The organism is Enterococcus sp. AZ191 (assembly GCF_051713845.1).
In the GTDB taxonomy this organism is placed as follows: Bacteria; Bacillota; Bacilli; order Lactobacillales; family Enterococcaceae; genus Enterococcus_B; species Enterococcus_B durans.
The window spans coordinates 1115020-1128660 of the sequence record NZ_JBIOQS010000001.1; the positions used below are offsets into that span (position 1 = coordinate 1115020).

The 13641-nt window shown below is 37.2% G+C and carries 10 protein-coding genes; all 10 read left to right on the forward strand.

Annotated features, from left to right (window positions below):
• The first annotated feature begins 94 nt into the window (after positions 1-94).
• Complete coding sequence (rfbA, locus tag IGI47_RS05390; RefSeq protein WP_053108848.1) at positions 95-961, forward strand: glucose-1-phosphate thymidylyltransferase RfbA; 867 nt, start codon at positions 95-97, stop codon at positions 959-961.
• Between the two features lie 13 nt (positions 962-974).
• A complete protein-coding gene (gene rfbC, locus IGI47_RS05395) occupies positions 975-1547 on the forward strand; it encodes a dTDP-4-dehydrorhamnose 3,5-epimerase (protein WP_005880979.1) in 573 nt (190 codons plus the stop codon).
• 24 nt (positions 1548-1571) lie between these two features.
• The gene (gene rfbB / locus IGI47_RS05400; protein ID WP_053108853.1) at positions 1572-2600 is read left to right on the forward strand and encodes a dTDP-glucose 4,6-dehydratase; all 1029 of its coding nucleotides are present in this window, start codon (positions 1572-1574) and stop codon (positions 2598-2600) included.
• A 151-nt stretch (positions 2601-2751) separates the two neighbouring features.
• A complete protein-coding gene (gene rfbD, locus IGI47_RS05405) occupies positions 2752-3600 on the forward strand; it encodes a dTDP-4-dehydrorhamnose reductase (RefSeq protein WP_311931508.1) in 849 nt (282 codons plus the stop codon).
• A 56-nt stretch (positions 3601-3656) separates the two neighbouring features.
• A complete protein-coding gene (locus tag IGI47_RS05410; RefSeq protein ID WP_438783567.1) occupies positions 3657-5684 on the forward strand; it encodes a DUF7657 domain-containing protein in 2028 nt (675 codons plus the stop codon).
• A 222-nt stretch (positions 5685-5906) separates the two neighbouring features.
• Entirely contained in the window at positions 5907-7148 is a 1242-nt protein-coding gene (locus IGI47_RS05415; protein ID WP_438784449.1) for an EpaQ family protein, read from the forward strand.
• A 435-nt stretch (positions 7149-7583) separates the two neighbouring features.
• Positions 7584-8390, forward strand: coding sequence for an ABC transporter permease (locus IGI47_RS05420; protein ID WP_005880971.1), 807 nt, complete (start codon positions 7584-7586; stop codon positions 8388-8390).
• Between the two features lie 11 nt (positions 8391-8401).
• The gene (locus IGI47_RS05425; RefSeq protein WP_053111845.1) at positions 8402-9622 is read left to right on the forward strand and encodes an ABC transporter ATP-binding protein; all 1221 of its coding nucleotides are present in this window, start codon (positions 8402-8404) and stop codon (positions 9620-9622) included.
• Positions 9612-11198, forward strand: a complete 1587-nt coding sequence (locus IGI47_RS05430; protein WP_438783568.1) for a class I SAM-dependent methyltransferase — start codon at positions 9612-9614, stop codon at positions 11196-11198. The genes IGI47_RS05425 and IGI47_RS05430 overlap by 11 nt, the downstream gene beginning before the upstream one ends.
• A 39-nt stretch (positions 11199-11237) precedes the next feature.
• Positions 11238-13376 (forward strand): glycosyltransferase family 2 protein, encoded by a 2139-nt coding sequence (locus tag IGI47_RS05435; protein WP_438783569.1) that lies wholly within the window; start codon positions 11238-11240, stop codon positions 13374-13376.
• Positions 13377-13641 lie beyond the last annotated feature (265 nt).

A 13641-nucleotide genomic window follows, 5' to 3' on the forward strand; every position in this document is an offset into this window, starting at 1 on the left:
AAGATGTATAAATTGTCAAGAATTTCATGACAAATAGATAGTTTGATGAGATAATAACAAAGTAAAATTCCAAATAAAAGGAGAACTTATATTCATGAAGGGAATCATTCTTGCAGGAGGAAGCGGGACTCGCTTGTATCCTTTGACTAAAGCAACTTCGAAACAGTTGATGCCAATTTATGATAAACCAATGATTTATTATCCAATGTCAACTTTGATGTTGGCAGGCATCAAAGAAATTTTAATCATTTCGACACCTCAAGATACACCACGATTCAAGGATCTATTTGGTAATGGTAGTGAATTAGGCCTTCAGATCGAATATGCAGTACAAGAAAGTCCAGATGGTTTAGCACAGGCGTTCATCATTGGAGAAGAATTTATCGGGAACGATAGTGTGTGTCTTGTCTTAGGTGATAATATCTACTACGGCGGTGGATTATCCAAAATGTTGCAACGGGCTGCAGCGAAAGAAAGTGGCGCAACAGTTTTCGGTTATCATGTAAATGATCCAGAACGTTTTGGTGTCGTTGAATTTGATGAAAATATGCATGCTTTATCAATCGAAGAAAAACCGGAAAAACCGAAATCAAATTATGCAGTAACAGGTCTGTATTTCTACGATAATGAAGTCATAGAGATTGCTAAAAATATCAAGCCTTCAGAACGTGGGGAACTAGAAATCACTGATGTGAACAAAGCTTATTTAGAAAAAGGCAATCTCTCTGTAGAGTTGATGGGACGCGGCTATGCATGGCTTGATACTGGGACCCATGAATCATTGCTAGAAGCATCTACCTTTATTGAAACAATCGAAAAACGACAAAATCTAAAGGTCGCTTGCTTAGAAGAAATAGCTTACCGCATGGGCTATATCAATAAAGAACAACTAGCTACGCTAGCTCAACCACTGAAAAAAAATCAATATGGTCAATATCTTTTAAAATTGGCCTCTGAATAGGGAGTCTTTAGTAATGAAAGTAACTAATACAAAATTAACAGATGTTAAAATCATCGAAATGGATGTTTTTGGCGATCATCGTGGTTTTTTTACAGAAAGTTATTCAAAAGCAAAATTTGCTGAATACGGCTTAGACTTCGATTTCGTCCAAGACAATCATTCGCTATCAGCTGAAGCTGGCGTTCTTCGTGGCCTTCATTTCCAAAAAGGAGAAGCAGCGCAAACAAAACTGATCCGAGTTACGTCGGGGGCTGTTTTAGATGTAGTCGTTGATATCAGAAAAGGAAGTCCTACCTATGGTCAATGGGATGGATTCATCTTGTCTGAACATAATCATCGTCAGTTGTTAGTACCAAAAGGATACGCCCATGGCTTTGTCACACTTACACCAAATGTAAACTTTCTTTATAAATGTGACAACTACTATAATGCTGAAGCAGATGGCGGCATCGCGTTTGATGATCCGGATCTAGCAATTGAATGGCCAATCGATCTTTCAAAGGCAATCATGTCTGAAAAAGACCACAATCATCCGACCTTAAAAGAATTTGAAGCAGAAAATCCATTTGTTTATGGTGAAATCTAACATTTGACGAGGAGTGAGATTCATATGAAAAATATCATTGTTACTGGTGGTGCCGGCTTTATCGGTTCCAACTTTGTCCACTATGTGGTAAATAATCATCCAGAAGTCCATGTAACCGTCTTAGACAAGTTGACATATGCTGGAAACAAAGAGAATCTGGCGGGACTTCCTAGTGATCGTGTAGAATTAGTCGTAGGAGATATTGCTGATGCGACAATCGTTGATTCATTAGTAAAAAATGCAGATGCTGTCGTGCACTATGCGGCAGAATCACATAATGATAATTCTTTAAAAGATCCATTTCCATTTGTTCAAACGAACATCATTGGTACGTATACATTACTTGAAGCTTGTCGTAAATACAACGTTCGTTATCATCATGTCTCAACAGACGAAGTCTATGGAGATCTTCCACTACGTGAAGACTTACCTGGGCATGGAGAAGGAGTAGGCGAAAAATTCACTGCTGAAACACCGTATAACCCATCAAGCCCGTATTCTTCAACGAAAGCTGGCTCAGATTTGTTAGTCAAAGCGTGGGTGCGTTCTTTCGGTTTACAAGCAACGATCTCAAATTGCTCAAATAATTATGGCCCATATCAGCATATTGAGAAATTTATTCCACGACAAATCACCAACGTTTTAAGTGGCATTCGTCCAAAATTATACGGCGAAGGTAAAAATGTTCGTGACTGGATCCATACAAACGATCACTCTTCTGCTGTGTGGTTGATCTTGACTAAAGGAAAGATCGGCGAAACTTATCTGATCGGTGCAGATGGTGAAGAAGACAATAAAACAGTGATGGAATTGATTTTAGAATTGATGGGGCAACCTAAAGATGCTTATGATCATGTCAATGATCGCGCAGGTCATGATCTTCGCTATGCGATTGATTCAACAAAATTACGTGAAGAACTTGGTTGGAAACCAGAATTCACTAATTTCCGTGACGGGTTAGCCGATACTATCAAATGGTATGAAGACCATCAAGACTGGTGGAAAAAAGAAAAAGAAGCTGTTGAAGCAGCTTATGCTAAAAACGGACAGTAGATCCACTACACGTACCCTGTCGATATCTGAGAAGATGCTGTTGGTAACGTGAAAATATGTTGATTTACTTATGTATCACAAATTATAAAAGGGGAGCTGTGACAATTGTTACAGACCCTTTTTTAAAACGAAAAAAGAGGAGAGAACAACAATGATTTTATTAACAGGAGGAAATGGACAACTTGGAACAGAGTTGCGCCACTTATTAGATGAAAAAGGACTATCTTATGTATCGACAGATGCGAAAGAATTAGACATTACAGATGCTGAAAAAACAATGGCCTATATCACTGAATTGAAACCAGAAATCATTTTCCATTGTGCAGCATATACTGCGGTAGATAAAGCCGAAGAAGAAGGCAAAGAATTAGATGAAAAAATCAATGTGGATGGAACAAAAAATGTAGCGCTTGCAGCTAAAGCATCAGGGGCAAAATTAGTGTATATCAGCACGGACTATGTCTTTGATGGCAAAAATAAAGACAAAGAATATGAAGTTGATGATGCAACGAATCCTTTGAATGAATATGGCCGCACAAAATTATTGGGAGAACAAGCTGTCCAAGATATTTTAGATGATTACTACATTATCCGTACTTCTTGGGTATTCGGTATTTATGGTCATAACTTTGTCTTCACGATGCAACGTTTGGCAGAAACCCATGATCGCTTGACGGTCGTCAATGATCAGTTTGGTCGACCAACATGGACAAGAACACTTGCAGAATTCATGGTCTACGTGATTGAACAACAAGCGCCTTACGGTATTTATCACTTGTCGAATGAAGATAGCTGTTCATGGTATGAATTCGCCAAAGAAATCTTAAAAGAAAAAAATGTTGAAGTGGCACCAGTCACTTCAGAAGAATATCCGCAAAAAGCCGTTCGCCCACAATATTCTGTCATGAGTTTGAAAAAAGCAGAGGAATTAGGTTTTGTTATCCCTACTTGGCAGGAAGCATTGGAAAAAATGCTAGTGGCAGCCAAAAATAATCAATAGATATGAATGTTTTTCCTCATTATTAAAAGAAAAGAAACAAGAAATTGGAGAATGATATGGAAAAACAAACAAGAAGTGCACGACAGACATCAAAAAGAAAGGAACAGTCAGGTTTTTCTTTTCTTGATGTATTTCTAAAACTTCGATATTTGATTGGTCTTTTAGTCATCGTAGTCATTGTTACGTTCAATCTAAATGGCAGTTCTCTCGGCACATGGGACAAATATATCTCACAACGAGAAGATGGTAAGAAGACAGATGTGATTTTTGGCCAAAATCGAGAGGTGCGGTCAGATGAATGGTTAGTCCAAACGCCATTTTATCTTTCACAAGCTGAAAATGATTATCCCTTAGTAAATGATGATTATTCACTAAATGGTCAAAATATGATCATTGCTTATAATTCGCCAGTAAAAGATATCACTGTGATCGGCAAACCTTTCAACTGGGGCTTCTTTTTCCTTGGAAGAGATCGTGGGCTATCCTTTTATTGGGCGATGAAACTGGTTGTCATGTTGTTATTAGGCTTTGAAGTTTTAATGATCTTAACAAGAAAGAAAAAAGCATTGTCACTGATTGGTTCTTTTGCACTGACCTTTTCTCCAGCTGTTCAATGGTGGTTCATGCAGCATGTAGGTGATCTGATATTCTTCACGTTAGGTCTGATGGTCGCTTTTTACCATTATTTTTACCAGCATGAGAAGAAGTGGCTCAGGGCATTGATGATGTTGCTGGTTGTGATTCTCGGGATTGGGTTTATCTTAGTTATTTATCCAGCGCATCAAGTGATGCTCGCATATTTGCTTGTCTTTTATTTTGTTGGATTGCTGATCTACTACGGGAGAAAGATTACTTGGGATTGGTTCGATGCTGTTTTGATTATTGGAGCTGTTCTTTTCATTGGCGGGATCATGGTCCATTTTTGGCTCACTTCTAAAGATGCCTTGATGGCTTCGTTAAATACATTGTATCCTGGAAAGCGTGTCAGTACAGGTGGAAGTTGGACAATTGGTAAATTTTTCTATTTTCTGACAAACTGGAAGATTCCTTTTAAAGACATCACTTTTTCTAATAATTCAGAAGTGGCACTCTTTTATCACTTTTTCCCGACCGTTTTTTTTGCTAGTCCATTTGTGTTATTTGGCAAAAAAAATAGTGAACAAAAATTATTTGGTCGAGTTTTGATGTTATTTTGTTTGTTTGCGATTTTTTGGATCACTATGGGATTACCCAAGGAAATCGCTGAAATCACTCTATTGTCTTATGTACCAACGGCTAGAGCCTATTTAACATTTAGTTTTGCGGCTTGTCTACTGACGATTTGGTTTATTGCGTATATTTGGCAAGAAGATGTTATTCCAACATGGTATAAATTTATCCTATTAATTGTGAATGCAGGGATTTATACGTATGCATTGATGAATTCAAGAATGGCTGATTATTTTTCTGTCTTAGAAATCACTGCAATTGTTGTGTTGGGGACCTTGATGTTGGCTTTTGTCTTATTCCATCATGCTCGTTTGTTTTATCTCTCGTTTGCAGCATTGATCGTGGCATCTGGCTGTTTCGTCAATCCAGTCGTAGAAGGAACAGGGGCCATTTTTGAAAAAACATTGGCAAAAGAAATCCAACAAATCAATCAGCAAGATCCTGGAAAAGTGTGGTTATCAGAAGATGAACTCTATAATTTTACGCCAACGTTAGGTGTAAAATCATTTAATACGGTCCGTTTTTATCCAGATATGAATGCTTGGAAAAAAATCGATCCAGATAAAGAGTACGAGAAATACTACAATCGTTATGCCCATACGCGAGCGTTTATTGCGAAAGAGGATACTTCTTATATACTAGATCGCCCAGATATGTTTTCTGTAACGTTAAATTTCAAAGATGCAGAAAAGCTAGGGATACACTACGTAGTAAGCAAGCGTCCGTTAACAGATTATAATTTGCTTGGTGAAGCACAATTTACTCAACTTTATGGTCCAGATAACGACGGATATAGGATATTTGAAGTGAATTATCCTGAAAATGATTTGAGTAATATCAATAACGCCACTACTAATAACGTAGTCAATTGGTAAGAACAGAGAAAATACAGCTATTACCCCCGTCCTAAAATGATGAGTAAAAAGCTGATTTTCCGTAATAAGACGGATCATTTATAGAAATAGGATGAACTATTTTTAAATGATCTGTCTTTTTTTTTTTGGAAATCTATTGCTATTTGATCGATTGTTAAAATAAAACTTTTGTTTATTTTTCAAAAACAGTATAATCAAATAGAATAGAAGGAGGGAAAGAAAATTCAAACGATAGTAGAAAAATTGATTAATAAAATGAGTGCATTACTGTTATTATTACTTGTATCAGCTATTTTTTTCATTTGGACAGTAGGTCTAAGTGTTCCTTCAGCTACCTTTTTGTATAACAACAGTTCATTATTAGTGACATACGGCATCTTTACTTTATTTACATTGAACCTCTACAAAATAAGGGGTTTTGATTTTTTCTATCTCACAATCGCGATAATAGTTTATTTCTTTTATGCTCATTTTCGCGATGCTAGAGATAGTTCAATGTATATTGACTTATTGATCCCTCTTATTGTGGCATTAGTACTGGTCGTGAAATGGATCGAATTTGATAAATTGGATCGAGCAGTTTATATACTGGTTTTTTATATCTTTTTAGGTATTACTGTTTATCGCGTATTCACTGAAATAAAGGTTCCAGAAGGACAAAGTATCTGGACACCAAGTAACAAATTGTCAGATATATGGATCAATACCAATACGATTGGCAGTTCGTTGATGATGCTTTCCTTATTGATCAGCAGCTTTGCTAGTTCATTTGAGCGATGGTATGTACGCTTGCTAGGGGTACCTGCGTTAGTTGCGGGTATTTTAGGGATTTGGGTCTGTCAATCGAGAGGGGCATTGATTGCCATGATCGTATTTGTTTTATTAGATATCTGGCCAAAGCAATTCTTTAAAACGATCAAAGCTCCATTCCTAGGATACTTTGCCGTTGCTGTGTTGGCTTTACCACTTTCCTTTTTAGCTGCTGTTTCAGAAAAAGTCAATATTTTCACGGGTAGAGAAGAAATCTGGTTGAAATTTTACGACACGATCGCAGAAAAAAGCCAACAGGTTTGGATTGGAATGAAACCATTTATTTTTCAACGAGGAACGCAATATTTGGGTAACCATAACAGTTATAATTCATTCCTGAACCTCTATGGATTAGTAGGTGTAGCAATCGCAGCGATTCTGCTCCTCATCTACGTTGGAAGATTAACATTAAATGGTGACTTATCAAATGGACAAGTTACCTTCCTCTGGGCTTTTTTTGCAGTGATGATGCAGTCATTCATGGAAGATACGCTTACCTCATTTGCTTGGCTACCAATTGTCTACCTACTATTAGCGATGACCACTCACCGTTATGAGCTACCGAAACAACAGCCTGAATTGAATGATATGCCACTAGAAATGGAAGAACCTACGACCTCAAGAGTCGCCCGTCACTATGAAGCGACGCATTAGAAGAGTGATTCATGGCGTATCTGTTCCTTAATTGGTTAAGCATCGTTCAATCAATGAATCGGATGAAAGAGGTCGAGACAAAAGTCGTTTAGGTTTGAGAAATTGGAGAGAAAAACGAACAATACGTTTTTTGTATTGCTCGTTTTTTTGAGATTTCCGAAAAACCTAACTTTTGGACGCCATTTATTCGAGAGTCTGTAGCAAAACTGATTTTTAGATTTGTCCGACATCCTTTTTTATAGAGAAAGAGTATTTTGCCTGTTGTCTAAGCAAGCGCTACATTGCAATTACTGGCTATCTTTTGTAAAATAAGAACGTTGGAGTTAAGTTTACTTAATAGAAAATTAAGAAATAAAGAATATCGCAGTCTGTCAATAAAAATGTGGTAAAATGGCACATGACTGTAATTAACAGAAATTGCTTGGAGGAACACAAATGTTTAAAGATCTGTTTTTATTTATGAAAGATATCTATCAGAACAGAAAGTTATTGCTTCAATTTTCAGTAAATGATTTCAAGTCACGCTATGCGGGCTCTTTTTTAGGAATTTTATGGGCATTTATCAACCCAGTATTTACTGTCTTGATCTACTGGTTAGTTTTCGGCTTTGGTCTAAAAGCAGCGATGACTGACGGAAAGTATCCCTTTATTGTTTATTTGATCACTGGGATGGTTCCATGGTTCTTTTTTTCTGATGCATTTACTTCGACAACGCTTGTTTTTAGGGAGTATACGTATTTAGTGAAAAAAGTAGTGTTCAATATCCGCATTTTGCCAACGACTAAAATTTTAGCGAACCTTTATACCCATCTTTTCTTTATTTTGATTGGGTTATTAGTTGCGGCAATTTATGGGATTTTTCCTACTGCGATGACATTGCAATTGATTTATTATTTGTTCTGTATGTGCGCTTTTTTAACAGGATTGACTTGGTTGACTGCATCGATCCAACCCTTTTTACCCGATTTAATGCAGCTGATCACTATTTTACTACAGTTGATCATGTGGACATTGCCAATCCTTTGGAGTCCAGCACAATTTAACCCAATGATCATCAAGATCCTTAAATTGAACCCACTATATTATGTTGTCCAAGGCTATCGCGAATCATTCTTAAGTCAAGCTTGGTTCTGGGAGCATGGTATGTACACGTTGTATTTCTGGGTCTTCACGTTAGCTATTTTTATAATCGGATCTGCAGTGTTCCGTAGATTGAAACCACATTTTTCAGATGTGTTGTAAGGAGTATAAACATGACAGAGTATGCGATTAAATTAAACAATATTACAAAATCTTATAATATGTATGCAAAACCTTCAGATCGTTTTCGTGAAGCATTGAACCCCTTTAAAAAATCTTATCATGATGTCTTTTATGCATTGAAAAATATCAATGTTGAAATAAAGAAAGGTGAGATGATCGGATTTGTTGGAGAAAACGGATCAGGAAAATCAACGATGCTTAAAATCATCACCGGGGTATTGACCCCGACTTCAGGCACGATGGAGATTGAAGGAAAAATCTCTGCTTTGCTAGAATTAGGTTCAGGATTCAATCCAGAGTATTCTGGCTATGAAAATATCTATTTAAATGGAATGGTCTTAGGCTTTTCTCGTGATGAGATCGACGGGATGGTTGATGATATCATTGAATTTGCAGATATCGGTGACCATATTTATCAGCCAGTAAAAACATACTCAAGTGGGATGTTCGTACGTTTAGCTTTTGCGGTTGCTATCAATGTCAATCCAGATATTTTGATCGTGGATGAAGCATTAGCTGTCGGTGACTTGGAGTTCCAATTGAAGTGTATGGAAAAATTTACTGAAATCAAAAATTCAGGCAAGACAATTTTATTCGTTTCTCATGACATCAGTTCAATCCGCCGATTCTGTGATCGATCTTATTGGTTGAAAAATGGAGAAGTCGTGGAATACGGCGATACAATGGATGTTACCACGAATTATGAGAATTTCTTGAAGAAAAAATCAGTCAAGACAGTTGACAGAAACAAAAACCAAGTAGAACGTTTTGCTGCTCCAGATATTGTTGATGTGCTGAGCGCTGAACTATTAGATAAAGACAAAAAGCCGATTGATGTCCTTCAACAAGGAGAAACGCTTTACGTCAAAGTAACTTATGAAGTAAAGGAAGAAACGATCAAAAATCCAGTGTTGGGGATTGCGTTACGAACAGTAGATAATTTTTATGTCTGTGGATTAAACACGTTGCTTGATGGAATCAAGATTCCTTGGAAGAAAGGGAAGAATGTTTTTTATTTAGAATACAACAAACTTGGCCTATTGGCTGGCGAGTATTATTTTGATGTAGCGGTCTTTGAAGAAAATGCCACTGTTCCTTTAGTCTACAAAACAAAATATATGAATCTATTTGTCAATGGTTCGTATATCGGCGAAGGAATCGTGATCTTGGACCACAAATGGGAAGAAGGTAATCAGAGCGATGAAATATGATTTTGAGATGGATTTAGACGAGCAAAGTAGTGTAGGTAAAATTGCTGCTCAAATCAAACCTGGAAGTAAAGTATTGGAATTTGGCCCAGGTAATGGCCGATTGACGAAACATTTGATCGGTGCAAAAAATTGTCAAGTAAGTATCGTGGAACTAGACAAAGAATTGTTTGATTTTGTCAATGAGTTTTCACAAGATGGCTTCTATGGCGATATCGAAAGTTTTGAATGGGCGAATTACTACGCTGGTCAAACATTTGACTATATCTTATTTGCAGATGTTTTAGAACATTTAGTCAATCCAGGAACAACCTTGAAAAAGGTCAGAGAATTCTTAAATGAAGATGGTGAGATTCTCATCACATTTCCAAATCTCGTTCATAATTCAGTGATGATACATCTCTTCAATAATGAACTACCTTGGGCTTCTTACGGTTTGTTAGATGAAACACACAATTCTTTTTATACGCATGATGGCTTCCAAAAAGTTTTTGAAAAAGCTGGGCTATATGTCAATATCGAGGATTACCTTTATTTAGCAGTAGGAGATACAGAGTTAAAATCAACGTATGGAGAACTACCTGAAGCGGTCCGTTATGATTTCAAAATGCGCCCATTCGGAGAAGTTTATCAGTATTTCTTCTCGTTGATGAAACATCCGGTGGAAAAGAACAAAGTTTTTGAACCGCAAAATTCAAATTATGTACGACTAATGGACATGAAACAAAAAACTGCCAGTCAAGAAACGAGTCAAACGATTCCATTCAACAATCATACCGGTGAAAACCAAGTACTCTCTTTTTCTATCCCAGAAGATGTAGAAACTGTTTCCTTCTTGTTTGAAGAACAACCAAGTACCATCGAATTTCAAGTGGAGATTTCTGGGGAGAAAAGCGAGTATCTTCAAACAAATGCGGTGATCCGCACACCAAGTGATTGTTACTTGTTTGATGGAAAAGAACGACCAATGTTTCTTCTTTCTAATGTTGCTGGGAAAGAGATAACGGTTCATTGCCATTATCGATTCATTGGTGAACTAACTAAAACGATGGAAGAATTGCTAGCTACGATCAAACCATTAGCAGCAAACCAACAGCAACTTGAAACAAGAATCGATATGCTTGAAAAAGAAAATCAGCAATTAAGAATCGACAAGACGACATTAGATCATTACTTGCAAACAACTACTACTCGTTATTATTCGTTATTGGATGAACAAGAGTTTACAATCAAATCACGTGGAAAACGACTAAAAGAAACATCAAAGAAAATCCAAGCAAAAGAACTATCTTTATGTATCGATAGTCGATCATGGAATCCTGAAACGAAACTATTGACGATCATAGGATGGGGGATTTCGAATAGTGATCGTAAACCGTTAGCGTATCATTTGTCAGAAAACCAATCTCCTTATTTTAATGTGTTACAGGTTGAACGCCCTGAAGTCAATCAGGCAGAACAACTCCCAGCAGGAATGAAAGCTGGTTTTGAGTTACAGATACTAAGTGAGCAAGACCAACGCTCATTTATGGTCGAGTTGACAGCTGAGAATGGGCAAACATGGTTTGTTGAAATCTGATCATATTTATTCAAGAAAGATAAAGGAGAACGGAAGATAGTGCAAAAAAAAGAAATTGCCGTATTTATTGATAAAATCACCCGTGAACGAGCAACGGGCGATTTGCTGATCGTCGGTTGGGCAGTCGATGAGGTTACAAAAGAGATTCCTCATATCAAAGTAGATAAAGAAAATGTTATCGCAGAGGTAACAAATGTCGTTCGACTCGATATCAATCATTTATATAACTTAGATGTGAAAACACCAAGCGGTTTTTCGATCCGCTTATCTGGACGATTAAAAGGCAGAGCAATCCTCGACTTCCAGACCAAAAAACATCAGAATGGGATTGCTGTGAAACTAAATAGTCGTTACCCTTATGATGATGGACTAGAAACAGGTTGGGAAAAGAAAAAACGGTTATTGAAAAAAAGCATCAATTATGCTCGGACACATGGTGTAAAAAAAGCAATTCGCCGAGTAAAACTAGAACTAAAACCAGGTTCAATCGATTATGCAGAGTGGATCACTCGCCACGAAAATATCGATTTGAAAAGTCAACAAGAGCAGTCTAAAAAATTTGACTATCGCCCGCTGATTTCCATAGCGATGCCTGTTTACAATGTAGAAATCAAATGGTTAGAAAAGTGTATCGATTCTGTGATAAATCAAACTTATGATAACTGGGAACTGTGTATCAGTGATGATGCATCTACCGATTCCAAAATCAAGAAATGTTTAGAAGCTTATGAGCAAAAAGAGCCACGGATCAAAGTTGTCTTTCGAAAAGAAAATGGGCATATCAGTTTAGCAACAAATTCTGCATTAGAAATCGCAACTGGTGAATTCATTGCTTTGCTGGACAATGATGATGAATTACCACCTCATGCACTTTTTGAAGTAGTGAAAGTTTTAAATGAGCGACCTGAACTTGATGTGATCTATAGTGACGAAGATAAGATCGATGCTGAGGGGAATCGTTTCGATCCACATTTCAAAGCAGATTGGTCACCAGATACTCTAATGGGAAATAATTACATTTCACATTTAGGTGTTTATCGTTCAAGTATCGTCAAGTCCCTTGGCGGATTTAGAAAAGGGTATGAAGGATCGCAAGATTATGATTTAGTCCTACGAGTGACAGAACAGATCCCTGAAGACCATATTTACCATATTGATAAAGTACTTTATCATTGGCGAACGATTCCAGGTTCAACAGCCAGCAGCGGCGAAGCGAAAAGTTATATCTATGATTCTGGCGTGAAAGCCTTAACTGATGCTCTAAATAGAAGAGGGATCAAAGGAACCGTCCGTCCAGGTTTGATTTCAGGTTTTTATGAAGTCACTTATGAGGTATTGCAAGAAGAGCTGGTCAGTGTCATTATCCCAACAAAAAATGGGTATGATGATCTGAAACTATGCGTCGACTCAATCATTGAAAAAACAAGTTATCCAAATTATGAGATCATTATTGCGGATAACGGGAGTACAGACCCTAAGATGCAAGAGCTGTTCGCTGAATATAAAAAGCAATTGGACGAACGATTTATCGTGGAGTTGATCGATATTCCTTTCAATTATTCTCGAATAAACAATTTAGTTGCAAAAAAAGCAAGTGGCAAATATCTCTTGTTTTTAAATAATGATACCGAAGTCATTGAACCAAATTGGATGACGACAATGGTTTCTTATGCTCAGTTTGATCGTATCGGTTGCGTTGGAGCGAAGTTGTATTATCCAGATGATACGACTCAACATGCAGGTGTACTTGTTGGAATTGGTGGGGTTGCAGGGCACGCGTTGAATAACTACGATCGTACCCACTGCGGTTATTTTGGTCGGTTAGTCATCGATGTGAATTATCTAGCGGTCACGGCTGCTTGTATGATGGTTAAAGCAGCTGATTTTAAAGCTGTCAATGGATTTGATGAAACGTTAGAAGTGGCATTCAATGATGTCGATCTATGTTTGAAAATCTATGAATTAGGTAGATACAATGTTTATGCACACCAAGTAGAACTGTATCATTTTGAATCAAAATCCAGAGGGTATGAAGATACCCCTGAAAAGCAAAAACGATTTGCTGGTGAAATCAAAAAAATGCAAGATAAATGGCCAGCATATATTGCGCATGATCCATTTTACAATGATAATTTAACAAAAGAAGGAATCGGCGACTTTTCGCTACGTCGTGATTGATCTATCAATAAAAAGCTGTTATGTTGTGATTCGCTCGCACATAACGGCTTTTTATAGTTTTTGTCAAAAAAGGCAGAAGGTGCCGACTCCAAAAAATAAGTCGAGGTTGGGACAGAAGTGTTTAACTCCGAGAAATAAGAAGAAATTCACGAAAATTGCCTTTCAAATTTTTGTGGATTTCGGCTTATTTAAGAAGGAGTTACTTCTGCTCCCACCGTTTATTCGTTTTTAAAGAATGAGACAAAAGTGTTTCTTACTTTTGTCC

What these genes read in the sequence shown, in the direction of transcription:
- IGI47_RS05410 (WP_438783567.1), top strand. Translation starts at nt 3,657, where the DNA reads ATGGAAAAACAAACAAGAAGTGCACGACAGACATCAAAAAGAAAGGAA.
- rfbA (WP_053108848.1), top strand. Translation starts at nt 95, where the DNA reads ATGAAGGGAATCATTCTTGCAGGAGGAAGCGGGACTCGCTTGTATCCT.
- IGI47_RS05420 (WP_005880971.1), top strand. Translation starts at nt 7,584, where the DNA reads ATGTTTAAAGATCTGTTTTTATTTATGAAAGATATCTATCAGAACAGA.
- IGI47_RS05430 (WP_438783568.1), top strand. Translation starts at nt 9,612, where the DNA reads ATGAAATATGATTTTGAGATGGATTTAGACGAGCAAAGTAGTGTAGGT.
- rfbC (WP_005880979.1), top strand. Translation starts at nt 975, where the DNA reads ATGAAAGTAACTAATACAAAATTAACAGATGTTAAAATCATCGAAATG.
- rfbD (WP_311931508.1), top strand. Translation starts at nt 2,752, where the DNA reads ATGATTTTATTAACAGGAGGAAATGGACAACTTGGAACAGAGTTGCGC.
- rfbB (WP_053108853.1), top strand. Translation starts at nt 1,572, where the DNA reads ATGAAAAATATCATTGTTACTGGTGGTGCCGGCTTTATCGGTTCCAAC.
- IGI47_RS05425 (WP_053111845.1), top strand. Translation starts at nt 8,402, where the DNA reads ATGACAGAGTATGCGATTAAATTAAACAATATTACAAAATCTTATAAT.